Source organism: Paenibacillus sp. JL3B1040 (assembly GCF_057063165.1).
This window is the reverse complement of record NZ_CM169317.1, coordinates 445573-471013: the sequence shown is the minus strand read 5'-3', so window position 1 is coordinate 471013 and position 25441 is coordinate 445573. Positions and strand designations below refer to the sequence as shown.

The following is a 25441-nucleotide window of genomic DNA, read 5'->3' as shown; positions in this document are numbered from 1 at the left end:
CACCCCGGACTAAGATTTGCTCGCACGGATTTCCCCGGCCTATCGGGCGACTTCGTCTTCCGTGACGTCGTTGAAGAACTTAAACGCATAGATGGCGCAGATGCCGACGATGACATAAATGATCCGCGATAGAATCGCGTCTTGCCCGCCGAATAGGCCTGCCACCAAATCGTATTGAAAGAGCCCTACCAACAGCCAGTTTAACCCGCCCACAATCAGTAATGCGAGCGCCACAACGTTCAACGTTTTCACTTCCGGGCCAACTCCTCGGTCGAAAAATTTTATTCATTAGTTAAATTTCCAACTCGCCCAAAATTTATGCAGGCGCCGATAAATATCACGAATCGGCGCCCAAACACCGGGGAACAAGCACAGGCAGCGCGCCAAAATCCGAGTAAGATATAGCGAGCAAAACGTCTACCGAAAAAATACAAGCACGAGGTGATCCATGCATGGCAAGTTCGGCACACATTCGCAATCGCGCGAAGCAGCTGAAAGGCCAGCCGGTTCGCGTGACTTTGCACGACGGGCGCTCTTATATCGGATGGATCGCCGGGCTGGATCCAAACGGCCTGGTCCTCTCCGTGCCCCCGCACGGCAAGAAGAAATCGAAGAAAAAAGCGGCAGCGCGCCACAAAAAAGCGCGGGTGTCGGCCTTCCAGCCGTTATTTAGCGGCGGCTTGCCGGGGAATCCCGGCACGGGCGGCGGCCTCCGTCCGGGTGCCGGCTGGGGCTTGGGCGGCGGGCCGTGGGGAGGCTCCGGCTTCGGCTTCGGCGGAAATCCGGGAAGACCCGGGGCATGGGGCTTCGCAGGAGTCCCGAGACCGGAACGACCGGGGTTCATCGGCTTCGGCGGCGCAAGCGGTGGTTCCGACGAACCGCAGGGGCAGGACTCGGAAGGCGGGTCCCCGAAAAGACCCCGCCGGCCCGGAATTTTCGGCATGGTGCAAAAAGTCCAAAAATACATGCCCCTGATGAAAATGGGCTATAACGCCATCAAATCGATCATTCCCCTGTTTAACGGCATCAAAGCCTTGATGGTCTAACCCAAGCAGTCGTCCTCTTGGACGGCTGCCTGTTTTGTTACCCGTCAAAATGGGAAAGCTGGGAACATCTCTCATCCTCAGGTTTGGAAAGGAGTATCCGCATGACGTCATCCTATCCCTATTTGTCGCGAAAACAGGTCCAAGAGCCGTTTCATGATCCGGAGCTGCTGGAGGCGATCTGGAAGCTCCGCTGGGGAACCGATAATCCGATCGGTCCGGTCCGCCTGGTGCTGATGCACGCGCCGGGTGAGGAGGTACTGCAGTTGCATGATCCCGTTGGCGTGATCGAGTCCGGCCCCGTCCTGCTTCAGCATATCAAGGGGAGGCTCAGCAAAAACAGCGGCACCTCGGCCCCCAAACTCAAGCGTTTGCAAGCGCAGCACCAAGCGTTGGCCGCCGCCCTGGAGAAGGAAGGCGTCCGTATTCTTTGGCTGGACAAGCCTGCCGGTCCCTGGCCGGAATCGATGTTTACCCGCGATTTGGGCATGGTTATTCCCGGCGGCATCATTTTGTCCCGCTTCGCGTTATATGTCAGGTACGGGGAAACGCCGCTGGCCGCCCGCACCCTCAGCGCCGCCGGCGTCCCGATCCTGGGCATGATCCAGGGAAGCGGCTTTGCCGAAGGCGGCAGCTTCATCATGCTGGACGGGCAAACCGCTGTCCTTGGCCGGTCGGAACGCGTAAACCCCGAGGGAATCGCGCAGGTGCGCCATCTGCTGTCGCTGCAGCAGATCGAGCTGATCGTCGTCGACCTGCCCGCCTCAATCATCCATTTGGACGAAGCGTTCCTGATGGTTGACCGCCGCAAAGCGCTGGTGAATACCGCGTTGCTGCCGTACTGGTTCCTCGACGAGCTGCACCGGCGCGATATCGAGCTGCTGCATGTCGATCCCCGAGATCCGACGTTGACCATCAACGGATTGACTTTGGCTCCGGGGAAAGTCCTGTTCTCCGCGGACGGGAAACATACGATCGACCTGCTCTCCAGCCAAGGTGTCGAGGTCATTCCCGTCGATATCTCCGAGATCGCCAAGATGGGCGGCGGCATCCACTGCTGTACGCTGCCGTTGATCCGGGAACCGCTGCTATGAAGGCGGGGAAGCAAAAAAGAGACGCGGATCGCGTCTCTTCCTTCCCCAGATCATGTAGGCGCGACCGCTGGGGTTCTCCGGAAAAGGCCTACTTGCGGCGGTTCTTCGTATATCGGGTATATACGATCAAAGCCGCAACCATCATCGCCACAAAACCGATATTTTCCGCGGCCTGAGGCGTCATTCCAAACAGCACGCAAAGGTTCGTGACCAAACCATTCGTCAATAATGCGATTAAGATCAAAAAGATCGGACGCCACAGGTTATATCCTCTCATTCAGCGACACTCCCGCCCCTCTATATTTATCGATCCTATGATTTCAGGTTAGAAGCATTTTAACATAAATAGAGAGCGTTTGCATTTTTCCGGGCGAGGCCGCCTTCGAAGGAATTTGGCTGCTTCCGGCGAAAGGATAAAAGAACTGCGGGAACGCGGGTTTCTTCGAAAGCGCAAAAAGCGCAACCGCGAACAGGTCAACGAACCCTTTCGGGATTAAGATGAGGTTGTTATGAGAACCAATCCAAAGATCGACTGGCACCGAAAAGTAGAAGAAGCGATCATGCGCATTCTGGGCGCGCTGGATGAGCCGCTGAATTTCCGGCAAATCTCCAGAGAGCTCCATTCGTCGCCGTATCATTTCCACCGGAAGTTTCGCGAGCTGACCGGGGAGAACGTGCACGAATGCCTGAAACGGCTGCGTATGGAAAAGGCGATGCACCTCCTGCGGAACACCGACAGGGGAGTGCTGGAGATCGCGCTGGACTCCGGATACGAAACGCCGGAGGCGTTCACCAAGGCATTCAAGCGCATCTACGGGCTGGCCCCGACCGATGCCCGGAAGCTGCCGGGGTGGGAAGGCGCCGTGTTTTCCTCCGTCGGTCTGCACTACAACGAAAGCCAGCCGTCCCATTGGTTTTACCTCAATCCCGAAGGAGTGAATCGATTGGATACGAAAATCGTCGCTTTTGACGCCAAACGCATGGTGGGTGTGGAGAACGTGGGAGATTACTGGGGACTGCCCAAAGCCTGGGAGAAGCTCCACGCCATCTTGAAAGAGCATCAGCTGTACCCGCAAGCCCAAGAATGGATGTCGGTATTTCCTGACCATGCGGACCACATCCCGATGCCGGAGAAACGGTCTTACGCCGCCATCACCGTGGGCGCAGACTTCCGCAGCGAGGCGGGTTATGGGCTGATCGAATATGAGATTCCGGCAGGGCTGTATGCGGTGACGGTCCATTTCGGCTCGTCCGAGGAAATCGGCCCGACCTGGGATCGCTGGACCCGGGAATGGCTGCCGGACAGCGGCTGGAGGGCCGATCCGGCGCGGCCAAATTACGAGTGGTATCAGAACCAGTGCGTCCCGCCGGAGCTGCAATTAACGTTCTTGTGCACACCGGTGATCAAGATCGAGCGATAACTGCAGAAATCCCCCTTAACATTTGTCGTTAAGGGGGATTTCTTATGGCTCCCTCACTCTCACTCCGCGCCTAAAATTTCCTTTGCCCTCCGAATCGTTTCTTCATCCGGCGGTTTGGTGTGAAGGAGCGGGTATTCGATGCCCATCTGTTCATATTTATAAGTTCCCATTTCGTGATACGGCAGGATCTCCACGCGTTCCACGTTAGTTAAGGTCTTGATGAATTCGGACAGCTTGCGCAGGTCCGCTTCAAGCAGAAGTTCCTGGATATCCGAAAACGGATCTATAAGTACCCGCGATTAGGGGAAAAAGCGACGTTCGTGGCCATCCCGACGACTTCGGGGACCGGCTCGGAAGTCACCTCGTTTGCCGTCATCACGGATAAGAAAGAAGGTCATACCAAATACCCGCTGGCCGACTATGAACTGACGCCCGACGTGGCGATCATCGATCCGGAGTTCGTCTTCTCCCTTCCGAAAACGGCGGTGGCCGATACCGGGATGGACGTGCTCACGCACGCGATCGAGGCTTACGTCTCCGTCATGGCCAGCGATTATACCGACGGCTTGGCGCTGCATGCCATCAAGCTCGTGTTCCAGTACCTGGAACAGTCCTTCCACACGGGAGACCCGTTGGCACGCGAGAAAATGCACAACGCCTCGACGATTGCCGGCATGGCGTTCGCGAACGCCTTTCTCGGCATCAACCATAGCCTGGCGCATAAATGGGGCGGCGAATACCATACGGCGCACGGCCGGACAAATGCCATCCTGATGCCGCACGTCATTCGGTATAATGCCCAAAAGCCTTCCAAATTCGCTTCGTTCCCGAAATACCGTTACTTCGTCGCCGACGAGCGGTACGCGGAAATCGCCCGAATGCTTGGGCTCAAATCAGGAACGACCGAGGAAGGGGTCAACAGCTTGATCGAGGCCGTCCGCAAGTTGAACCAGTCGCTGGGCATTCCGGAGAAATTCCAGGATCTCGGCTTCGACCCGGCTGATTTCGAATCGAAGGTGGACTACCTGGCCGACCGGGCTTTCGAGGATCAGTGCACGACGGCCAACCCCCGAATGCCATTGGTGGAGGAACTCGCCGATATTTACCGGAACGCGTTTTACGGAAGGTTCTAATAATCGGCACCAAAGCCCTCTCAAGCTTACGGTTCTTCGAGCGAAGACCGACCTCGTAAGCTTGGAGGGCTTTTCCCTTGCTATTTTCAACAAACGCAACTAGGTAAATTTTGTCATAGACACTCCCGGCGGTCCGTTTTTTATAATCATAAAGGTTCTACATAAACGGGAGGATTTACATCTATGTGGTTTCTATTTGCTTTATTGACGTCCTTGGCTTGGGGGGGCGCCGATCTGTTCTACAAAAAAGGCAGTGACAGCCAAGACCCCCACAGCCATCTGAAAATCGTCGTCATGGTAGGTCTCGTCATGGGGATTCACGGTACGGCGTATTTGCTGATCCAGGGGCTTTCGTTCGATCCGATGGACATGATTCGTTATTTGCCGGTATCGGCGCTGTATATCCTGTCGATGGCGATCGGTTATTTCGGGCTTCGGTACATCGAGCTTTCGATCGCTTCGCCGGTGCAGAACTCGTCCGGGGCCGTGACGGCGATCCTGCTGTATTTGTTTTTCCCCCACGACCTCGGCTGGGTTGAAATTGCGGGGGTGGCGATTATCACCTTCGGCGTGGTAGGGCTGGCGGTTCTGGAGAAGCAGGGGGAGCGGCTCGCCCTTAAATCGGGAACAGAGCGTATCAACGCCAAATATCAAATCGGAGTGATGGCGATTACCTTTCCGCTGCTGTACTGTCTGCTTGACGGACTAGGCACGTTTGCCGACGGAATTTATCTGGACGAGCTGAAGTTGATCGGGGAGGATGCCGCTCTTCTGGCTTATGAGTTCACCTTTTTCCTATGCGCTGCGGTTGTTTATCTCTATTTGGTTGCGGTCAAAAAACAGCGGTTCAACTTCTGGGGAGAACGCGTCAAAGGGGTTGCCGCGATCTTCGAGACGGCGGGCCAATTCTTCTACGTGTTCGCCATGGCCAGCAACGCCATCGTGGCCGCGCCGCTGATCGCTTCGTACAGCGTATTCTCGGTGATTCTGTCTCGCCTGTTCCTCAAGGAGCGGCTCAGCCGGCTGCAATACGCCGTCGTCGTGCTGGTGCTGGCGGGAATCGCCTTGCTTGGCTTGGCGGACGAACTGTAGGACAAAGGGCGGGCAGGGCGCGCCGGGTGGCGGTTGACGGGGTGATGCGTGTGACGGGGTGATGCCGGTGACGGTCGGGTGACGGGGGTGATGCGTGTGACGGGGGTGATGCGTGTGACGGGGGCGGTATAATAATAGGCCGGCCGCCTGTTGCTCTATCGGACCGTAATGACCTTATTCGCACATTTCCCGTGTATTTCCCAGCGTAACGGACTACACGGACCTTATTGGGCTTAAGGAACTGAAGTTCACGGTGATATTCCGAAAATAACGTCATCTCTGTCCGTTAGGTTCCGTAAGTACCCGATCGCCCCCCATTAGCGTCACTGGTGTCCGTTAGACAACCCAAACCGACATTCTCCTCGCCGTAGACTCCCCACCCATTCCAAAAAGGAGGAGCGGCTGGCCGAAATCCGCGATTTGTTAAAGCAAAGGGAGGAGAAGTGGCGCAGCTTCCGACCCATGCAAAAAGCCTGAGCGCAATTGGCGTTGCATCAGGCTTATTAAATGAGGTTAGGAGCTAAATCGGGAAGCCGCCAACCACGCTGTTGTCCTGCTCCATAATCAAAATCTCGGAGTTGATGGTCCCGGGAGCGGTTGCGAGAACCCCCCATTTTCTGCCGTAGGGACGCCATCTGATGCTTCCGAAAGAAAACTTGCCCAAGTTGATCGCCTTGCTGAAGAAGCTAATTTGTTTCTCGCGCAGAGATTCCCGATAAGCGTCCAATTCGCGCTTGGTTTTGCCTCCGACAAACTCGACGCGGTACACATAGCTGGAAGGTTTGCATGCTTCAAAGGTGTAAGTAAAGGTATCCGTTTTAACCAGTCTCCACCCCTCCGCAGCCATCCTGTTCAACCAATTCTCCAGATTCACCACTGAAATAAAGTACCTGAACACTCTCTTTCTCATAGGTCCGCTTCCTCCTCATCAGCGTTAACCTCTTTGCCCAAGCCGCTTTATCCCGCCAGTTGCGTCAGTGTCCGTTCCAGTTGATCGCAGCTGGCCTGGATCTCTTCGGTATTTTTGCCGCGCAGGGCCCGTTTGGCTTCTTTGACGACCGAATCGAGTCTGGATTTCTCTTCCCGGCTTAGCTTCTTCCGAATGGAATCCGCCTGATGGATCAATTGATCCGCCCGCTGCCGGGCTTCCGTTTCCAGGTATACTCTGGCGTCTTCCTCGGCATGCTGCTCCGCGTCGCGGATCGCTTGCTGGATTTCCGCATCGCTCATATTGGCGGAGTCCGTAATGGAGATTTCCTGCTGCTTGCCCGTGCCGAGATCCTTCGCACTAACATTTACAATGCCGTTCGCATCGATCGCAAACGTAACCTCGATTTGCGGAACGCCGCGCATCGCCCGCTGGATTCCCTTCAGCTTGAATTTGCCCAGGGTTTTGTTCTGATTCGCCATCGGCCGTTCCCCTTGCAAAACATGGATCTCCACCGAGGTCTGAAAGTTCGCCGCCGTGGTGAAAATCTGGCTCTTGGAAATAGGAATGGTCGTGTTGCGATCGATGACGCGGGTAAATTTACGGCCTAACGTTTCAATGCCCAATGACAACGGAGTGACGTCGAGAAGCAGCAGTCCGGTGACCGAGCCGACCAATACCCCGCCTTGCAGGGCGGCCCCCATGGCTACGCACTCATCGGGATTGATGCCTTTAAAGCCCTCCTTGCCGGTAATGCTTCTGACCAATTCCTGAACCGCCGGGATCCGGCTGGAGCCGCCAACCAGCAGCACCTTGCCAAGCTCCGCCCCGCTCAGTCCGGCATCACTCAGCGCCTGCTGCACCGGATTCAACGTCGCCTTGACCAAATGGGCTGTCCATTCATTGAATTTGGCTCGGGTTAGCGTCGTCTCCAGATGCACCGGGGTTCCTTTCACTTCCGCAAGGAACGGGAGTTGAATCTCCGTGCTCGTCGTAGCGGACAGCTCGATTTTAGCCTTCTCCGCCGCTTCCTTCAAGCGCTGCATCACGATCGGATTGGCGGACAAATCAACCCGGTGCTCCCGGTTGAGCTCCTCAAGCAGGTATTCGACGATGCACTGGTCGAAATCATCCCCGCCCAGACGGTTATTGCCCGCCGTGGCCAACACCTCGATCACCCCGTTGCTGATATCGAGGATGGACACATCAAAGGTGCCGCCTCCGAGATCGTAAACCATCACTTTCTGCGCTTGCTCCTTATCGATGCCGTACGCCACGGCGGCGGCCGTAGGTTCGTTGATAATCCGCTGGACCTCGAGCCCCGCGATACGTCCCGCATCCTTGGTAGCCTGGCGCTGCGCATCGGTAAAATAGGCGGGAACCGTAATGACCGCATCCGTCACGGATTCGCCCAAAAAGGCCTCGGCATCGCTCTTCAGCTTCTTAAGAATCATGGCCGAGATCTCCTGCGGCGTGTAATCCCTGCCGTTCAGCTTGGCCTTATATGAGCTTCCCATCTGCCGTTTAATCGAACTGACCGTGCCTTCGCTGTTCGTCACCGCCTGACGCTGGGCGGCTTGTCCAACCAAACGCTCCCCCTTCTTGGTAAACGCCACGACCGAAGGCGTCGTCCGCCCCCCTTCCGCGTTCGGGATGATGACCGGCTTACCGCCCTCCATGACCGCCACGCACGAATTGGTCGTTCCCAGATCAATGCCTATGATTTTTCCCATAATCAACAAGACCTCCACCAAGTATTCGTTTATTTCACCGATCGTTCGGCCACGGTTTACGCTTCTAGCATGGACGGCAAAAGAACATGCAGCAAGCCTGGGCCGCACAGAGCTGCAGCATCGTTTTGGCCATATGGCCCATATCAAACCCGTAACCGGCTCCCGCTTGACGATAAGTAAAGATCCCCTGACTGAACTGCTCCAGCAAGGATTGATATTCCGCGTTACCGGGATCCAGCCGCGCCGCCTCTTGGGCATGGTTCAGAGCCATCACCCGGTTCCCCTGCCCCGCATTGGCCAGCGCGCTATAGTAAAACCATTCGGCATCGCGTTCCAATTCCGAAAGAACGCGCAGCGCCTCCTGATATTGTCTATTCTGTATAAAATGATGCACAGCCTGCATCCGCGGCGAGCTTGGCTGTTGCCGGGGACCGGAGCCCCCTCCGAACATTTCGCTAAATCGCCTGAAGATCTCCTCGTCCCCAAAGGGATTGTCTTGTCCGAAGGGGCCTCCCTGACCGCCGCCATAAGGTCCGCTTTGGCCATGGCCGTAACCCCCGCTCGCTCCCGCGCCGCCGCTGCCGCCCGAATAGGACGAGCCCGAACCGGCCGTTCCCCCTTGCCGGATCGTTTTAATCCGCTCGTAGGCCGCATTGATTTTCTGCATTTTGTCCGCAGCGACCGGATCACCGGGATTCAGATCGGGGTGGTACTTCTTGGCGAGTCTTCGGTAGGCCTGTTTAATCTCTTCATCGGTGGCGGAGGGGCTGAGTTCCATAATTTCATAAGGGTCCATGATGGTTGGATACCTCTTCTTTTCTAGGTTTATATTTGGACCACACGCCGGTATACAGGATATTGCGCAGTATATTGACATCCCGTTTGAGCGGCAGGGCTTCAAATTCCCGGGTGCACTCGCTGATCAGCAGCGTCAGCATCGGGGTAAAATCGATGGGGTTCAAGGCGACAAGCGGGTTGTATCGGCCACGCTTCAAATCCGCGGTCAGATCCATGCAAGCATCCATCAAGTAAATAAAGCGTCCCAACGCAGCCCCCATTCTGCGCAATGAGCCGGACCATTCATCCTCCCGCAGGACAAACAACTCCCCCAATATCTCGCCAAAACAGTTGGCCGGCAAGTCCGGATTCAACTCGTCCTCCTGCTCCATTTTTCCCAATTTCGCTAGACCCTCCGCAATGGCTTGACACTGGCGCGGCCACCGGATCCGGATCTCCTCCTTGCTCTTCTCCAGCAGTTGGAGCATTCCCTTGGCCGGTAAGCTGTGATCGTCATTCCAGTCGTCCAGCGCCTTGTAGTAGGCGAGGATCACATTCATATCGGCGGCGTATTCCGCGATCGATGTGGTCACGTAGGGCATCTTATGCACCGGATGCACGGGGCACCGCTGGATTCCTGCCGTCTCCTCAGGTTCATACAGCGAGGAGAGCAGCATGCTCAGAAAGGTCATGTCAAAGGTAAGCGTCGAGCGGCCCCTCTTCCCGTGCCTCTCGTCCAAAACCCGGCACAAGCCGCAATATACGGCTTGGTACCGTGCCTTTTCCTCCTCGTCCAACTGTCTTCGGTCAACCGCAATATATCCGAACATCGGCCTAGCTCTTCCTTACAAACTGCGTTTGGCAATGGGAGCAGGTAATGGATATTTTCCCTTTGCCTTTAGGGACACGCAGGTACTGCCGACAAGACGGACAGCGAAAAAAACGATGGGTGTTGCGCTCGGCAAACTGACGCTTTTTGACGGAGAACCCGTTTTTGATCTTGTGCCGCACAGCGTTATATGCCTCGTTCTCTTGACTGCGCCGCCAGTGATTCCGGCTGAACATCCGAAAATATTCATAAATCAGCAACGCCAGGGAGATCGTCACCAGCAACGGGGAGAACAGCATGCCTGCAATCAAAAGGACCAGCGACAACATATTGAGGAACCGGCCGAACGGGTCCAGCCCGTAACGCCCCGTCATCCATTGGCGTAATCGTTCTTTCATGTTTTTTTATGCTCCTTTCTTGCCATACCGAAGCTCAGAAATGCTTTAGCTGCTTCTCGGCGACGATTTGATTCATCCGACCCGTAATCCGCAAGTACTCCGCGGCATCCGCTTCGCCCAGTTCCTGAAGCACCTCCTTAAGTGCGGCTCGCGCACGTTCGCGGTAACCCAGCATATGATCATGTCCCTCCGGGGTCATAATCACCCGCGTTTTCCGTTGATCCGCCGGGTCCGTTTCCCGATAAACCCATCCTTTTCGCTCCATATTTTTAACCGCTGCCGCAATTCGGGCCGTGCTCGTGCCAAGTGCCTTCCCCATCGCACTGGAGCTGGCAATGCCGCCATTCCCCTGCAGGAAGCCCAACAAAAAGATCTCTCCCTTGGCCAGTTCGCTGATCATTCGATGCGGGGGGTTGCGCGACATGTCTTCCATGCGTTTCATCATCTCGTCTATGATAGATTCGATATCCATAAACCGTCCCTCCCCCAATTAGCTAACACTATTAGCAATTATTTGTTTTATTATAAAATGCGCGACAGCCCCAGTCAATTTTCTCTCGGATACCGCAAAAAAGCCCGGTGCGTAGCACCGGACTCTTTTTGCCATGTGAACTCCATCTCAAGCCAATTTCTGCCCGCAATTCGGACAAAAGTTCGCGCCTTCGTTCTTGGCCCCGCAGTTCGGGCAGAAGTTAGGCCGCTTGGAGCCGCCCTCGGCGGCGGCAGGCGCCGAAGGTTGCGGCGGCTGGCCCGACTTCGAATCTTGCGACTGCGGCTGCGGATGTTCTTTGTCCTGGCCCGGTTCCGGGTTCAGGTTCTTCATCATTTCCTTAGCCAGGTTCATCCCCATCATCATGCCCGCCATGTCCGAAGCGGCCCCGCCGCCTTGTACCTTGCCCGAGGCGAGGCCGTCGGTCATGCTGACCTGCTGATATTTCGGCAAGTTGCCGATCATTTCATGCGACGCCGTCTTGGTGATCATATCCTGGATTTCCTTCGGATAACTGAAGCTCATGACCTGGAATCCCGTAATCGCCAGACCGTCGTCCATCACCTGCATTTCCAGGTCCTCCTGAATCCCCCGCGCGATATCCACGGCGTTAGCTTGCAGATTGAACATGTCTTTGCCCTCTCGGCTGATCCACTTCATCAACAGTTGGTCGAGCACGGAGGTGATCCGAAGTCTAACGTCCTCGACCAAATAGCTTTGCTTGACCCCCGCAACCTTATCGATTAAGGTCACGTAGTCGTTCACCTTGAAATTGAACGTGCCGTTCGCGCGAATCGGCATCCCCCCCGGTAGTTGCGGCGTGGGGATTAACACGGGGTTTTGCGTGCCCCAACGGACCGTAAACTCCTTCGTGTTCACGAACAACACCTCAACGCGCATCCCGCTGTTGAAGCCGAACTTGAACCCCTTCAGCGTGGACAGGAACGGTACGATCTCCGAGGCTATGTTGTATTCGCCTTCTTCCTTGAAGATCCCCTCGATTTTCCCGTTGTTGATAAAGATGGCGTCCTGCCCCGAGCGAATGATCAGTTTGCTCCCTTTTTTGATCTCGCGGTTACTCCATTTCCAGAAAATCATGTCGTCCCGGAATTCTTCCCACTCCACGACATTGGCAAATTGGCTTTTGAAAAAACTCATAAACTCCCCTGCCCCTTCCGTTAAAATGATCCCCGACTCCCGCTATGCGAGTGTCCGCCGCCGGTCCTTCCTCCGCCGCCTCCCGAACCGCCGCCGTTGCTCTTCTGGATCTTCGTCTTCGTCACTGTCGTGCGGATAAATCGGTCCTGGCGCTCCAGCACGCCCGAATTGCCGGAATCTTCGTAGGTTCTCCCGCTCACCGTCACCCGGCCGCCGGAACGGAACGCCATCCCACCGACGACGAGCGCTCCGATAACGATCGCCCCGCCCAACTGGAACCAGCCGTTAAACAAGACATTGTCCGGGTTCACGCCAGGCTTGAAGCCCATGTACCGGTGCGCAGTCAAAATGTAGGTTTCAAAAGCGTCCCGATAGTCTCCCGCCGACAAGGAGGGGGTAATCTTGTCCCTAATTTTTTGGAGCCGTCCATCGTCGAGGTAGGTTTCCGCTTTATAAAAGCCGGCCAAGTAAATGTCGCGTTTCCGCATATCCAGCGTCAGGATGACGGCATTGCCGTGCGGTTTATCATAACCCGGGGCTTGCTCGTCATAATAATCTTCGGTCAGCTTTACTACATCGACGTCCTCGGGATTGTCGGTCGTCCAAACGAGAATGTCGGTCTCCCGCTCGGCCCCGTAGCGGTTGGCCAATGCGTTCAATTCGTCCGCCTCGGCCTGGCTCAATAGACCGGCCTCGTCATGGATCAACGCTTTGTCTCCGCCTGCCGCATGGGCCGTTCGGATCGTTCCCGCCGGTAACGCGGCGCCGATGGCGACGATCAGCAGCATGAGTATTGTCGTTACGTATTTCTTCACAGGAACCCGCCCCCCATCATCCAGGAGATGGCTTTTAGCCCAAAGAAGGACAACGCGGATACCCCGCCGAACCATGCCGCTATTTTTCCCTTGCTGAGCGGCGGTTTGCCTACCACTTTGCCGGTCTGACCGTTCATGGCAAACGTGTACTGCTTTCCTTGGTAATCGTAATACACCATCCACACCGGCAACAGAACGTAATCGGCCCTCTTGACTCGGGTATCGATCCGTTTGTCGGTATAGCTGACCGTAGCATATCCGGTAACCGTCGATGAAATATAAGATTCAATATAAGGCCGGGCTTTTTCTTTGACTCTCGGGACAAGCTGTTCGCCGTCGTAATTGTATTTCTCCGCGACGTATCCGGCAAGATAGGGCGTCTTGAACGTCTTCAATCGCTCGTATGGAAAAGGCTCCAGCCTATCCATCAGTTGATCGTTCATTTTCGCCGAGGCATCGACCGGCAACCGCACATAATCGAGCCGGATTTTACGATATATGTCGAAATGGTCCGTTTCCGTGTATCGGTAATCCCCCCGGGTATAGCTTCTTACCTTGGTGCCGTGGCCATGCACCTCCACATTGCTGTGCAAATCGTACAACCAGAATGGCACGTACATCCCGGTGATGCCCTGGATGCGGTCCGCGGTCATGAAGCCGCGGGGCGTGAGCAGCCCTTTGCGGCACCACTTCTTGAAGGCCTCCATGGCCTGTTCTTTGCTGATGGCGAACGGAATCACCATCGCCGGGGCCAGTATTCCCGTCAGGCGGTCGCTGAGCACCACGGCCGACCCGCAGAAGCTGCAGGTCGTCGCGCTGGTCTCCGGCTCCGTCACGATGACCGCGCCGCAGCTTTCGCAATGGTATTCCCGGACCTCGTCCTCCGCGAACACCTCCTGCTTCAGCGGGTCGGGAATTTGCTCGATATTGTCCTTGCGGCCGCAGCCGGGGCAAGACAACATCCCCGTCGTACTGTCAAACGTCATGCCACTGCCGCAGCTCGGACATTTGTATTCAATAACCGGCAATTCGTTCACCTCTCCGAGTAAGCGTTCAGGAATTTTGCTTGTTTATTTTGGCTTTAAGCGCCGCCAATTCGTCCGCAGGAGTAACTGCCGGGGCTTCCTCCGACTTGGCCCCCGCAGCGCTGCTCTTCTCAAGCTCCGCGAAGATGGCGTCCAAATCGTCTTCCTGCGAACCGGCTCGCAGCTCGGCCAAAGCCAGCGCTTCGTTCAGCGCTTGATCGGCCTTGGCCTCCAGCTCGCGGAAAGCCCCCTCCTTGCCGCCGGAAGCCTGTGCCCGGTTCAACGCTTCGGCCTCCGCCAATTTGCCTTTCAGCTCGGCTTGCCGCGCCTCCAGCTCCTGCAGATCGAGAGCGAGCTTATCCTGCATCTGCTTCATTTTGGCCGAATTATCCGCCGCCTGCTCATAAGCGGTCTGCAGCCCATGCAGCCGCTCCGCCTGCTTCGCCTTCCGTTCCAGAAATTTCAGCGCTCCGGACTCGTCGCCCGACTCCACCGCTTTTTCCGCATACCGCTGCAGCTTCCGGATCTCTCCGGCGCATTCGTCCAGCGCGCGCTTCGCCCGCTCCTCCTCCGCCTGCACCGCCGTCGTCTCCGCCTTGACCTGCCCTATATCCAGCCTTAATTGGCGCATGTACTCCTCCACCGCCGCCGCCGGATCCTGGGAACGCTCCAGCATTGCGAACAGATTCGATCGCATGATGTCCCGAAATCTCGACAGGATTCCCACTTTCGTCCCTCCTTCAGATGGTCATTTCCTTTACTTAATAATACATCAAATCAAACCGATTGGTTTCATTGTCGCAAACGAAGGCGTGGCAAAAATAAAAACGCCCCTAAGGGCGTTTCCAGGAAAGGCGATACCGCGGACTGCATGATCCAGGTGGGATAAACCGAACCTCAAATCTACTGGTTCGGTTCCTCTTTCTTCTCGGAGTAAGCGATCAGATTAACCTTCTCTCCGATCGACCGCCCGATCTTCTCCTCCAGCCTCCGAATCTCCTGAACCAATGGCTCCTGGTCCTCCAGGTCCGTAAAATCGTAATCCTGCTGCATAATGCACGCTCCTAACCGCTTTTCAAGTAATTTATGCGGAAAGGAAATGCATTATACAAGCCTTGCTCGCGGGCATCCACCTGCCCATCTTAACGGTGTTTTCCGATCGGCAGCATGCGCCGCTTTCCGCCCCGAAATACCGCGAGCTCCGTGTAGCCCAGCTCAATCGCGTCGGCGAGCGCCGCGTCGAGCAGCGTGCCGATATCGTCCGGGAAGTGGGCGTCCGAGGATAAGGTCAACGGAACCCCGTAGTCGGCCAATACGGACAGGAACAAGGGACTCGGACAGCTCTCCGCAACGGGATACCGGTACGCAAGGCCGGTATTGATCTCGGTAATGACGCCGCTGCGCGCCATTTCCTTGGCGATGCTCCGGTAATACGGCAGCAGCTTCTTCTCGTCGGCCGGCCGGAAGCCGAACACCTTCAAATTGTCCGGGTGAGCGATAATGTGGAACAACCCCGAGACGCAGGCCTGCCGCAGCAGCTCGTAGTAATCCGCGTACGTCTGAACGGGGTCCCGGCCGTCGAAGCCGGTCTTCGCCTCCGGATTGTCGAACCCCCAGCCCTCCAAAAAATGCACCGAACCGATCACGTAATCCCAGTCGTGGCCCGCCAAAATTTCGCTCAGCTCCGCTTCGCCGCCGGGAAAGAAATCCGCCTCGATGCCAAGCGCAAGGTCCGGCCGCGTCCTCTTCGCCCCCTTGACGAAGCCGACGAAATCGGCGATGGAAGCCACGCACACCTGATCCAGCCAGGCCCGCTGCAACTTGCCGACCCGGCTGTCGTCCAACAGCATATGCTTCTCGTAATAAGGCCGGCATTCCCGGAACCGGTACAAATGATCGACCACGCCAAACTCCTGGATTCCCCGTTCACGCCCCCTTTTCAAGTAACGATCCAACCATTCCTCGCTATAAGCTCCCTGATCCATCCGCCGGGACAACAGCTTTGTCATTTCTTCGGCATACTCCACCGTATGATGCTCGAGCGCCGGGTCCGGACCCGGCTCGGTCGAAGCCAACCCTTGCAAGGTCCGCGACAGCCAGCGCAAGGAATACGGGCCCTCTTCAAGATGAAAATGCATATCAACCTTCACCCGCAAACTCCTCCTTGTCTACTCCCATTTCACCATGGCCTCGGAAGGCTTGATCCCCAGATAATGGCACATCAGCGGAGCCAAATCGAGCTGGGACAACCCCTGATCGCCCTGGAGCTTCGGCGAGGGGATCGGCAGCTCGCCAAATACGTACAGCGGAACGTTTCGCTCCTCCGGCTCGGTGCCTCCGTGCTGTCCCATCGCGTTCATGCCGTGATCGGACGTGACGATGATCTCATACCCTTGCGACCGCCAAAGCGGCACCAGCGTAGCCAGCATCCCATCAACCGCGCGGACGGCGCCTTCATATTGCTTGCTCTCGCCGCCGTGCTTATGCCCCATATCGTCGATATTCATCGAATGGATATACAGGAAATGCGGATCGTACACCGTGCGCAAATGCTCCGCATCGAGGAACAGGTGGCTGTCCGGATAGTGATCCTCGAAATAAAAAATTCCGTGCTGAATCGGCTGGCTCTCGTCATGCTGATGCCGGTCGGTCACCGGATGAAACGGCGAGCGGTTGTACAGCTCGCTGACCCAGTGGTACGCGGCGGCGGCCGTTCTTAACCCGGCGGCCGAGGCGAGATGGAACACGCTTTGCTCCCGGCTTAACCTGGCGATATGATTCGCCGTGATGCCGTTTCTGGCTACCGGCGTCCCGGTCAGCAGCACTTCGTAGAGCGGGCGCGACAGGCTCGGCAGTTGCGACTGAACCAGGCGGCAGGCGGCCTCCCCCTGCTCCACGAGATGCTCCATGTACCCGAGGTACTTGCGGGCGGCATTATATCTTAATCCGTCCAGCACAACCACAACGAGCTTCTTAGCGATGGTTTCTCCTAATGGCATACGTCTTCTCTCTCCCTTCATGGGGTGGCTTCAATCCATTGGATGCGATGGCTGCGCAGCGCTTGCATCCATTCCTTCGGCGCGGCAGCATCGCTGACGATGGCGTGTACCCGGCTCAGCGGCGCGATCTCCACGAACGCTTCCTTGCCCAGCTTGGAGGCATCGGCCAGTACGATCGTGCGGTACGCCGCCTCGATCATCCGGCGCGACATGCCCGTCTCATCGACGTCATAATCGCTGATTCCCCGTTCCAGGGACATCCCCCCGATGGAGATGAACGCCTTGTCGACCCGAAACCGCGACAGGATGCGTTCGCCGATCGTTCCCGACATGGACTGCTGCTCCGGATTCAATTCCCCGCCGATCACGAAAATTTTCCCGGAAAACCTCCCGCTGTTCAGCGATTCCATCAAATGATACGCCACCGCCAGCGAGTTCGTCAGAATCGTCAACCGCTCTCGGCCGGCGATCGCCTTGGCCATCTCCAGCGTCGTTGTACCGACATCGACGGCGATCGTATCGCCGGATTCGATCAACTCGGCGGCTGCGCGCCCGATCCGCTCCTTCTCTTCGGCCTTGACCTTCTGGCGCTGCAAATACGGCGGTTCGTAGCCGGTCAGCTTGGTAAGGACCGCGCCGCCGTACACTCTTTTGGCCAGGCCTTCTTTCTCCAGCAGGATCAAGTCGCGGCGGACGGTCTCCTCCGATACGGTGAAGCGGTGCGAGAGCTCCGGCACCTTCACCTGACCTTCCAGCTTCAATTGCTCCATAATGACGCGTTTGCGTTCCTCGGATGAAATCGACAACTTGCTTAAGCCCCTTCCTTCTCTAGTTGCAGCAATTGCGCGTGATCCAAAGCCAAGGCGACCTGACGGTTCTCCTCCAAACGCCGGGAACGCCCGTCGTTCAGCGCATCCACCGTCAGGCGGACGCCGGCGGCATCGATGGCGTAACGGATCACGTTGCCGAGGATCGACGCCGAATGGACGGTTCCCTCCACGACGGGTTTGCCCGCATGGACCGGGTCCGCCTCTTGACCCCGCCCTTCGACAAGCGCGAGCGCCTCCGGCCGGATGGCATAGCTCTCCCCGTCGCCGGGGACCGAACCGAACAGCCGCAGCGCCTCGGCCCGCGTCAGCACGTTGTAACTGCCCATGAACCGGGCGACGAACTCCGTGGAGGGCTTGGCGTACAATTCCTCCGGCGTCCCTTGTTGTACGATATTCCCTTGGTTCATCAGACAGACCCGATCGGATAACGTTAAGGCTTCTTCCTGATCGTGCGTGACGAAGATCGTGGTCATGTTGAATTGCTTTTGGATCTCGCGGATCTCCGTGCGCAGATTTTTGCGGATCTTGGCATCGAGCGCGCTCAGCGGCTCATCCAGCAGCAGCACCTTCGGGCGGACGGCCAGGGAGCGGGCGAGCGCCACCCGTTGCTGCTGGCCTCCCGACAGCTGTGCGGGGTAAGCGTCCCGCTTGTCGGCCAAATCGATGAGCTCCAGCAGTTCGCCGGACCTTTGACGACGGGCTTCCTTGGCTACCCCGCGCATCCGCATGCCGTATTCGATATTTTCGCGGACCGTTAAATTGGGGAACAAGGCATACGATTGGAACACCATACCGATCTCCCGGCTGCGGGGAGGCAGGTTGACGATATCCTGGTCGTCCAGCCAAATCCGCCCCTCGTCGATCTCCGTCAGGCCGGCGATACAGCGCAGCAGCGTGCTTTTTCCGCAACCGGACGGCCCTAGCAGCGTGACCAGCTCCCCTTCGCGAATGTCCAAATTCACTTGGTTCAGCACCGTCGACGTTCCGAACCGCTTGCGGATTCCTTCCAGCTTCAGATATGGCTTCATTCCGAAATCCCCCTGTTCACCTTTTTGCCGAGCTTCATCAAGACCATGGACAACGCCAGGATCAACAAGAAATACGAAATCGCGATCGCGCTGGCCAAATGCCCGCTTTCATTCATCCGCCGGGACAAGTACACCTGGATCGTCTGAATATGTCCTCCCACCAGCATGTTGGTCATGACGAATTCGCCGAACAGGACGGAAAAAGACAGCAGCGTCGACGTCACCACGCCCGGCCAGATGTTCGGCAAAATCACGGTCACGAACGCCCGCATGCGCCCCGCGCCCAGCATCTCCGCGGCGTTCAGCAGCTCCGGCGCCGATACGGTCAACAGGCTGTTGCGGATGCCCTGATACATGTAGGGCAGCACGATGATGAAATACGCGCCGATCAAAATATAGGCCGTGCCCGAAATATTGAGCGGGCCGGAGGAATACGCGCGGATCAGCCCGACCGCGGCAACGACGCCCGGCACGGCATAGGGGAGCACGACGATCCCTTTCATGAAGCTCTCCAGCCGGGGCAAATAGACGGTGATGATGAACACGGCCGGCAGCATGACGGCCAGGCTAAACGCGATGCTGATCGCGCAAAGGGACAGCGATTTCCACAACGCGTCCAGAAACCGCGCGTCCTGGAACATCCCGCCGAACCATTCCAGCGTCCAGCTCTCCGGCAAGATCGTCGCCTGCCATTCCTTCGCGAACGCGTAAAGCATCGTCGCCAGCAGGGGAAGCAGCAGGTAAATCATGACGAGCAGCATCAGGGAACGCGGGGCCCAGCCCGCTCGCTTGCTTGGCGTCTGCATCACAATTCCTCCTTCAGCGCAGGCGGCTTCAGCTTCAGCCATTTCCGCCGACCGCGGACCTTCCGCTCGGCCGCCGATCCGGGTTGGAACCGTTGCAGCCGCTGGGTCATCTTATGGTTCAGGTACACCGCCAGCAGCGTCGACAAGCCCAATATCACCGCCAGCGCATTCCCCAGTTGCGGTTCGCTGACCACGTCGCCCGAGACCAGGTTGCCGATCCGCACGGCGAGCAAGTTGAAATTGCTGCCGACGAGGGCATAAGCGGTCGCGTAAGCGCCCATCGCATTCGCGAATAAGATCCCGAGCGTCCCGAAGACCGCCGGCAGCAGCACCGGGATCCCGATCGTTCTCCAAAACTGCCACTGGCTTGCGCCCAGCAGCGACGCCGCTTCCTTCCACTGCTCACGGATCCCGTAAAACGAAGGGTACAGCAGCAACAAAGCCAAGGGGACCTGAAAATAGACGTACACCAGCACCAGCCCCGACCAGCTATATAGGTTAAAGCCGGCGAACACGTCCCAGCCCCACTGCTTAAAGAGCAAGGTAAAAACCCCGTTGCTGCCCAGCAGGATAATGTACGCAAAGGCAAGCGGCACGCCGGCGAAATTCGAGGTCATATTGGACACCATGATCAGTCGATCCCGCATCCTCGGCGCAAATCGCGTCACGGAATAGGCGCAGGCCAATCCGACGACGATCCCGATCACACTGGAAAAGACCGAAATCAGCAAGCTGTTCTGAATCGCTTTGAGATAATAATCGCTTTGGAAGATTCGGGCGAAATACCCGAACGTTATTCCGGCGCCGTCCTCCGGGCGGACGCTTCCCGTTACCATCGACACGATCGGCACCAGCTGGAACAGGGCCACCATGACGACGAAAGGAACCAGCCCGAGCAAAACCCAGCGATTTTTCCGTTTCACGCCACACCCTCCTTATTGGAAAAAAGGGGCGCCCTCCGTCCAAGACAAGACGTTTGACGCACCGCTTCAACTGATTGAACTTGGACTTGGGATTGTCCAATTAGTTCATATGAACGAGCACGCGCTCCTGCCACAGCTGCGGCAGCTTCTTGGCCGTTTCTTCCCAAGCCTTGTAGTCGCCGACCGGCTTCACGTTGGCATACGCTTCGGCCGGAAGCAGCTTGGCGGCAACGTCCTCGGGAAGCTGTACGCTTTCGCGGATCGGACGGGCATACCCCTTCGCCAGATTGATTTGGCCGGCATCGCTCAAGATGTACTCGCGCGCCAATTTAGCGGCATGCGGATGCGGCGCGTATTTGTTGATGATCGTGGCGTAGCCGCTGACCACACTGCCTTCCTTCGGAATCGCCACGTTGAACTTCTCCGGGCCGCCCAGTTGATCGCGATAGTTCAGGGCATTGAAGTCCCAGAACAGGGTCACTTGCACTTCGCCCTTCTCGATATTGGCCAGCGAGGCTTCCGCACTGGACAAGCGGCCTTTTTTCGCCAAGTCTTCGAAGTAAGCGATCCCCGGCTCGATGTTCGTTTCGTCCCCGCCGTAAGCGATGGCGGCCGCCAGGACGGCCATTTGCGCTTGCGCGGCTTTGGTCACGTCGCCGACGATAATTTTATAGTCGCCGTTCTTCAGGTCTTCCCAGCTTTGCGGCGGCGTTTGAACGAAGTCCGTGTTCGTGAAGAAGGCGATCGAACCCTGATAGCCTACGACCCAGTGGCCGTCCTTGTCCTTGGCCCAATCCGGAATCTCGTTCCAATACGAGGTTTTGTAAGGCTGGGTGACGCCTTTGTCCACCGCGACCGGGCCAAACGCAATCCCTACGTCGCCGATGTCCGCGGTCGGCTTGTCCTTCTCCGCCTCGAATTTGGCGATTTCATCGGCGCTCGACATATCCGTATCCGTGTGATCCAGCCCATAGTTGGTTTTCAGATCCGCCCATGTATCTTTCCAGTTCGCCCACGTATCCGGCATGCCAACGCTCACGACGGAACCTTCCTCTTTCGCCTTCGCTTCCAGATCGGCCAGCGAGAGCTCCTCGGCCTGCGCCGCTCCGCTTGTATCCGTTGCGGCTGCGTTGCTCCCGTTGCCCCCCGCACCGCAGGCGGCAAGCATCAATACGAACAAGGATAAAACCAAACCCAGCGCTAGCTCCTTCTTTAACCCGAATTTCATGGTTTCTATGCACTCCCTGTGGATTATTGTGGGTTCGCTACTTATTTCTGTTGATTTCGACCCAAGTAGAGTATAGGTTTTGACTGTTTGCGCTGGATTAATGGAAATGGTGAAGTTTATTAAATCGGACGGGGTGATTTGTTCGGTTTTTCGCCCTTGTAAAATGCGCTCCGGAAGGGATAAGATAGCCTTGATATTTTTCGGCAGCAAGGAGGCGCAATGAAGGGGCACTCTTCGCTCTTCATCATCTATGAAAGTCATACATTTCTTCTTCCAGATTGCCCTGCTCACGGTTTTTTACGGTGCGGGGATGTTGATTCAGACGCTGAGTAAGGCGCCGATTCCCGGGAGCATCTTCGGGCTGGTGCTTCTGTTCCTGGCTCTTAAGCTGCGGATGGTTCCCGCGAAGTGGATTGAACAAGGGGCCGGGGTGATGCAGAAGTTGATCCCCTTATTCCTCGTACCGGCCACGGTTGGCGTCATGGACTATTTCCACGTGTTCACCGCGGGCGGACAATGGCTGATTGTGATTGTCGTGCTCAGCACGCTTCTGACCCTGATTCTAGCGGGATGGACGACGCAATGGGCCGCCCATCGGCCCCCGAAACCTCAAGAGGAGGCGGCCCCATGCGTGAAGTCCTTTACGAAACAAGCATAGTGCTGGGCGTTATCCTCTTGTACCTCCTAATGACCGGGCTGTATCGCAAGCTGAAATGGGCCATTCTCGTCCCGGTTCTAACCTGTTCCCTCCTTGTGATCGGCTTGCTGATGACGACGGGGGCCACCTACGGAGAGTTCATGAGAGGCGGACGATGGCTGCAGTATGGTCTTGGCCCCGCCGTCGTAGCGCTCGCCTATCCGATGTACAAAGAACTCGACGCATTGCTTAAAGAATGGAGAGCGGTCCTCGCCGGCACGATCGTCGGCATTGTGGCCGGGATGATCAGCGGCATCGGGTTGGCCCTATGGGCCGGATATCCCCGTGAACTGATCGTGTCCATCTTGCCCAAATCGATTACAACGCCGGTAGCGATGGAAATCTCCAGCAGCTTGGGCGGCAACGCCTCCATTACCTCTGCGCTTGTGATGATCGCGGGTCTTACGGGGGTCATCCTCGGTCCTATGATCTTCAAATGCTTTCGGATCACCAACGACAGCGGGCAAGGCATTGGCTTTGGGGCCGCTTCGCACGCGCTCGGCACGAGCAAAGCCGCGGAGTTCGGACCCTCCGTCGTCTCGACCAGCACGGTAGCCTTGACCTTTAGCGCCGTGTTTGGCTCCGTGCTGGCGCCGTTGGTCGCCTGGCTATTCCTGTGACGGGATGAGTGACGGGATATGACATGGCAAATCTCGGCATACCCTATGTGGTTCAGTTTGCAATATGGCCCTAAACGGCAATGCTTGGGCCGGCCGGTGGAAATAACTGCAGGAGTGCAGCTATTTTCACCAATTCTCGTTTTTTTCCGGAAATAGCTGCAAGGACGCAGTTATTTCCAAGGAAAAGGCCGATTTTCTCAAAATCGCAGAAAATAACTGCACCTGCGAAGCTATTTAACCGGTAAGATGTGAATCCGAGGAATTTAACTGCACCTACGCAGTTATTTCGTTGGTTTCGTGCCATTCCCTTCATGCGCGGATCGTGAGGCCAGGGAACGTACGGTTAGAGTTAATGCCACGCTAGTGCTTCTATGCCCTGATCGATCCCGGCGCCCGGCCCAAAAACCGCATGTTTCCGCGAGTGCCCACACAGCAAAATGCCCGAGAGGCCAACGGCCTCCCGGGCATTGCAATTCAAGCGGTCTCACCCCTTAATCGAGCCGATCATCACGCCCTTTTCGAAGTATTTTTGGATAAACGGATAAATCACCAGGATCGGCAGCGTGGATACGATGATAACGCCGTATTTGATCTGGTCGGCATACCTTTGCGCGTAGCCGCCGGCGTCACCGCCCGTGCCCGCCCCGTTCGCGAACACCTGGTTGGACAGCAGGATGTCCCGCAGGACCATTTGCAGCGGTTGGAGATCATTGTCCCGGATGTAGATCAACGCGGTGAAGAAGTCGTTCCAATGCCCGACCAGGTAATACAAGCCGATCACGGACACCAGCGCCTTCGACAGCGGCAGCGCCACCTTTACGAAATAGGTGAAATGCGAGCATCCGTCCATCACCGCCGCCTCGTGCAGCTCCTGCGGCAGCGAGGTTTCGAAGAACGTCCGCGCGATGATCAAATAGAACACGTTCACGCAAAACGGCACGATAAATACCCAAATCGTGTTGGTCAGATGCAAGTCTTTCATCAACAAGTATGTCGGGATCAGTCCCCCGTTAAAAAACATGGTGACCACGAACAGGAACATGATCACCCGTCTCGCCTTGAATTCCCTGCGGGACAGCACATAAGCCGCCGGCAGCGTGAACAGCAGGTTGACCAGCGTGCCGAACAAGGTGTAGAACAAGGTGTTCCGGTACCCCGTCCAGATCCGCGCATCCTGAAAAATTTCCTTATACCCGAACAAACTGACGTTTTTCGGATAGAATAGCACCTTGCCTGTCGAGACCAAAGTTGAATCGCTAAATGAGGCGATGACGATAAAATACAGCGGATAAGCAATCAGCAGAAAAATAACCGTACACACCAGCGCCAACGCCGCTTTAAAAATCCACTCCCTGCGGCTTGCCCGCGAACCGCCAACGCGGAACGCAGGCTGCTTTCCCCCGAGTCGCGTCCCCATATCTCCCATGTCTGTCGTCTCCCCCTCTCCTTCTCGATTTTTAGAACAGGCTGGTTTGGGAGGCCCGTTTCGAAATCGCGTTCATGGCGAACAGGAACACGAAGTTGATCAGCGTGTTAAACAGGCCGATCGCTGAAGCCAGGCTGAACTGGTTGGACACGATCCCGATCTTGTACACGTAGGTGGCGATCACCTCGGAGACCGGGAGGTTCAGCGCGTTTTGCATCAAGAAAATTTTCTCGAAACCGGTGCTGAGGATGTTCCCCATGCTGAGAATGAACAAGATGATAATCGTCGGCACCAGCGCCGGCACATCGACATAGCGGATCGTCTGCCACCGGGTGGCGCCGTCGATTTTGGCCGCGTCGTAGAGTTGGGGATCGATCGTGGACAAGGCGGCCAGGTAGATGATGCTGTTCCAGCCGCAATGCTGCCAAATGTCCGATAGCACGTACACCGGTATGAAGGCCTCGGTGGAGGCCAGCAAATTGATGTGGCCGAGGCCGAGCGCTTTGAGCATATAACCGACCACCCCGGTTTCCGGGGACAGCAGCACGTTCAGCATACCGACCAGCACAATGACCGATATAAAATGGGGCAGATACACCGTCGTTTGCATGAGCTGCTTCATTTTTTTGCGCCGAATCTGGTTAAGGATGAGAGCCAGCACAATCGGGGCCGGGAAGCCGACTACGATGCTCGCGAGGCTGATCAGGAACGTATTCCGCATCAAGTCGGTGAACAAGTAGCTGTCGATGAACTGTTGAAAATACGCCAGCCCCCGCCATTCGCCCCCGGTCAGCCCTTTGCTGAAGTCATAATCCCGAAAGGCGAGCTGAATCCCGTACATCGGAATGTAGTTGAATATTAGGATGACGGCGATCGCCGGCAGGATCATGATCCAGAGTTGATAATCGCGTACGAGGGCCTGAAGCCCTTTGCGAGCCTGCATGCTGC

The 25441-nt window shown here is 56.7% G+C and carries 29 protein-coding genes and 1 pseudogene; 7 read left to right on the top strand and 23 right to left on the bottom strand.

The genetic code is table 11. The annotated features are described in order from the left end of the window. Positions 1-39: 39 nt before the first annotated feature. Positions 40-252 (bottom strand): DUF378 domain-containing protein, encoded by a 213-nt coding sequence (locus ACZF99_RS02090; RefSeq protein ID WP_483608651.1) that lies wholly within the window; start codon positions 250-252, stop codon positions 40-42. Between the two features lie 200 nt (positions 253-452). Between ACZF99_RS02090 and ACZF99_RS02085 the strand changes: the two genes are divergently transcribed. Together ACZF99_RS02085 and ACZF99_RS02080 are read left to right on the top strand one after the other, a co-directional pair. Then, positions 453-1046 carry an LSm family protein gene (locus ACZF99_RS02085; RefSeq protein ID WP_483608649.1) on the top strand — a complete coding sequence of 198 codons (594 nt, stop codon included), beginning with the start codon at positions 453-455 and terminating at the stop codon, positions 1044-1046. A 101-nt stretch (positions 1047-1147) separates the two neighbouring features. After that, positions 1148-2137: a dimethylarginine dimethylaminohydrolase family protein gene (locus ACZF99_RS02080; RefSeq protein WP_483608647.1), complete on the top strand. Its 990-nt coding sequence runs from the start codon at positions 1148-1150 to the stop codon at positions 2135-2137. An 88-nt stretch (positions 2138-2225) separates the two neighbouring features. Here ACZF99_RS02080 and ACZF99_RS02075 read toward each other — a convergent pair whose 3' ends face one another. After that, entirely contained in the window at positions 2226-2414 is a 189-nt protein-coding gene (locus tag ACZF99_RS02075) for a hypothetical protein (protein WP_483608645.1), read from the bottom strand. 232 nt (positions 2415-2646) lie between these two features. Here ACZF99_RS02075 and ACZF99_RS02070 point away from each other — a divergent pair, with 232 nt between their 5' ends. Next, the gene (locus tag ACZF99_RS02070) at positions 2647-3558 is read left to right on the top strand and encodes an AraC family transcriptional regulator (RefSeq protein ID WP_483608643.1); all 912 of its coding nucleotides are present in this window, start codon (positions 2647-2649) and stop codon (positions 3556-3558) included. A gap of 59 nt (positions 3559-3617) precedes the next feature. Here the strand turns inward: ACZF99_RS02070 and ACZF99_RS02065 are convergent, their stop codons facing one another. Continuing rightward, positions 3618-3761, bottom strand: a complete 144-nt coding sequence (locus ACZF99_RS02065) for a hypothetical protein (RefSeq protein WP_483608641.1) — start codon at positions 3759-3761, stop codon at positions 3618-3620. A gap of 48 nt (positions 3762-3809) precedes the next feature. On the opposite strand from ACZF99_RS02065, the pseudogene ACZF99_RS02060 reads away from it, so the two are divergent. After that, a pseudogene (locus ACZF99_RS02060) lies at positions 3810-4691 on the top strand (iron-containing alcohol dehydrogenase); the annotation flags it as partial. A 183-nt stretch (positions 4692-4874) separates the two neighbouring features. Beyond that, the gene (locus ACZF99_RS02055) at positions 4875-5783 is read left to right on the top strand and encodes an EamA family transporter (RefSeq protein ID WP_483608639.1); all 909 of its coding nucleotides are present in this window, start codon (positions 4875-4877) and stop codon (positions 5781-5783) included. A gap of 520 nt (positions 5784-6303) precedes the next feature. On the opposite strand, the gene ACZF99_RS02050 is transcribed toward ACZF99_RS02055, so the two are convergent. The 18 genes from ACZF99_RS02050 to ACZF99_RS01965 all read right to left on the bottom strand — a co-directional run bounded on the left by ACZF99_RS02050 (position 6304) and on the right by ACZF99_RS01965 (position 21750). Beyond that, the gene (locus ACZF99_RS02050) at positions 6304-6693 is read right to left on the bottom strand and encodes a DUF2812 domain-containing protein (RefSeq protein ID WP_483608637.1); all 390 of its coding nucleotides are present in this window, start codon (positions 6691-6693) and stop codon (positions 6304-6306) included. A gap of 47 nt (positions 6694-6740) precedes the next feature. After that, positions 6741-8444 (bottom strand): molecular chaperone DnaK, encoded by a 1704-nt coding sequence (gene dnaK / locus ACZF99_RS02045; RefSeq protein ID WP_483608635.1) that lies wholly within the window; start codon positions 8442-8444, stop codon positions 6741-6743. A 64-nt stretch (positions 8445-8508) separates the two neighbouring features. Then, on the bottom strand, positions 8509-9240 hold the full coding sequence (locus ACZF99_RS02040) for a J domain-containing protein (protein WP_483608633.1): 732 nt from the start codon (positions 9238-9240) through the stop codon (positions 8509-8511). Next, a complete protein-coding gene (locus ACZF99_RS02035) occupies positions 9227-10051 on the bottom strand; it encodes a DUF5685 family protein (protein WP_483608631.1) in 825 nt (274 codons plus the stop codon). Before ACZF99_RS02035 ends, ACZF99_RS02040 begins: the two co-directional genes overlap by 14 nt. Before the next feature lie 4 nt (positions 10052-10055). Further along, positions 10056-10448: a zinc finger domain-containing protein gene (locus tag ACZF99_RS02030; RefSeq protein WP_483608629.1), complete on the bottom strand. Its 393-nt coding sequence runs from the start codon at positions 10446-10448 to the stop codon at positions 10056-10058. Positions 10449-10482: 34 nt separating this feature from the next. Continuing rightward, complete coding sequence (locus ACZF99_RS02025) at positions 10483-10920, bottom strand: MarR family winged helix-turn-helix transcriptional regulator (protein WP_483608627.1); 438 nt, start codon at positions 10918-10920, stop codon at positions 10483-10485. Positions 10921-11067: 147 nt separating this feature from the next. Next, positions 11068-12096, bottom strand: coding sequence for an SPFH domain-containing protein (locus ACZF99_RS02020; protein WP_483608625.1), 1029 nt, complete (start codon positions 12094-12096; stop codon positions 11068-11070). Positions 12097-12116: 20 nt separating this feature from the next. Next, the gene (locus tag ACZF99_RS02015; RefSeq protein WP_483612484.1) at positions 12117-12884 is read right to left on the bottom strand and encodes a TPM domain-containing protein; all 768 of its coding nucleotides are present in this window, start codon (positions 12882-12884) and stop codon (positions 12117-12119) included. A 23-nt stretch (positions 12885-12907) separates the two neighbouring features. Next, a complete protein-coding gene (locus ACZF99_RS02010) occupies positions 12908-13939 on the bottom strand; it encodes a TFIIB-type zinc ribbon-containing protein (protein ID WP_483608623.1) in 1032 nt (343 codons plus the stop codon). A 25-nt stretch (positions 13940-13964) separates the two neighbouring features. Further along, a complete protein-coding gene (locus ACZF99_RS02005) occupies positions 13965-14663 on the bottom strand; it encodes a PspA/IM30 family protein (RefSeq protein WP_483608622.1) in 699 nt (232 codons plus the stop codon). Between the two features lie 176 nt (positions 14664-14839). Then, entirely contained in the window at positions 14840-14989 is a 150-nt protein-coding gene (locus ACZF99_RS02000) for a hypothetical protein (protein WP_483608620.1), read from the bottom strand. A gap of 89 nt (positions 14990-15078) precedes the next feature. After that, positions 15079-16086: a PHP domain-containing protein gene (locus ACZF99_RS01995; RefSeq protein WP_483608618.1), complete on the bottom strand. Its 1008-nt coding sequence runs from the start codon at positions 16084-16086 to the stop codon at positions 15079-15081. Positions 16087-16104: 18 nt separating this feature from the next. Further along, positions 16105-16935, bottom strand: a complete 831-nt coding sequence (locus ACZF99_RS01990; RefSeq protein WP_483608616.1) for an alkaline phosphatase family protein — start codon at positions 16933-16935, stop codon at positions 16105-16107. A gap of 17 nt (positions 16936-16952) precedes the next feature. Continuing rightward, positions 16953-17741: a DeoR/GlpR family DNA-binding transcription regulator gene (locus ACZF99_RS01985; RefSeq protein WP_483608614.1), complete on the bottom strand. Its 789-nt coding sequence runs from the start codon at positions 17739-17741 to the stop codon at positions 16953-16955. A gap of 5 nt (positions 17742-17746) precedes the next feature. After that, complete coding sequence (locus ACZF99_RS01980; RefSeq protein ID WP_483608612.1) at positions 17747-18793, bottom strand: ABC transporter ATP-binding protein; 1047 nt, start codon at positions 18791-18793, stop codon at positions 17747-17749. Beyond that, positions 18790-19599, bottom strand: coding sequence for an ABC transporter permease (locus tag ACZF99_RS01975; protein WP_483608610.1), 810 nt, complete (start codon positions 19597-19599; stop codon positions 18790-18792). The genes ACZF99_RS01980 and ACZF99_RS01975 overlap by 4 nt, the downstream gene beginning before the upstream one ends. After that, the gene (locus ACZF99_RS01970; protein WP_483608608.1) at positions 19599-20522 is read right to left on the bottom strand and encodes an ABC transporter permease; all 924 of its coding nucleotides are present in this window, start codon (positions 20520-20522) and stop codon (positions 19599-19601) included. Before ACZF99_RS01970 ends, ACZF99_RS01975 begins: the two co-directional genes overlap by 1 nt. Positions 20523-20622: 100 nt before the next feature. After that, positions 20623-21750 (bottom strand): ABC transporter substrate-binding protein, encoded by a 1128-nt coding sequence (locus ACZF99_RS01965; RefSeq protein WP_483608606.1) that lies wholly within the window; start codon positions 21748-21750, stop codon positions 20623-20625. A gap of 250 nt (positions 21751-22000) precedes the next feature. Between ACZF99_RS01965 and ACZF99_RS01960 the strand changes: the two genes are divergently transcribed. Together ACZF99_RS01960 and ACZF99_RS01955 are read left to right on the top strand one after the other, a co-directional pair. Then, a complete protein-coding gene (locus ACZF99_RS01960; protein ID WP_483608604.1) occupies positions 22001-22408 on the top strand; it encodes a CidA/LrgA family protein in 408 nt (135 codons plus the stop codon). Continuing rightward, positions 22378-23067, top strand: a complete 690-nt coding sequence (locus tag ACZF99_RS01955; RefSeq protein WP_483608602.1) for an LrgB family protein — start codon at positions 22378-22380, stop codon at positions 23065-23067. The genes ACZF99_RS01960 and ACZF99_RS01955 overlap by 31 nt, the downstream gene beginning before the upstream one ends. Before the next feature lie 484 nt (positions 23068-23551). Here the strand turns inward: ACZF99_RS01955 and ACZF99_RS01950 are convergent, their stop codons facing one another. Together ACZF99_RS01950 and ACZF99_RS01945 are read right to left on the bottom strand one after the other, a co-directional pair. Then, positions 23552-24493 carry a carbohydrate ABC transporter permease gene (locus ACZF99_RS01950; protein ID WP_483608600.1) on the bottom strand — a complete coding sequence of 314 codons (942 nt, stop codon included), beginning with the start codon at positions 24491-24493 and terminating at the stop codon, positions 23552-23554. 31 nt (positions 24494-24524) lie between these two features. After that, positions 24525-25436 carry an ABC transporter permease gene (locus ACZF99_RS01945; RefSeq protein WP_483608598.1) on the bottom strand — a complete coding sequence of 304 codons (912 nt, stop codon included), beginning with the start codon at positions 25434-25436 and terminating at the stop codon, positions 24525-24527. Between the last annotated feature and the right edge of the window lie 5 nt (positions 25437-25441).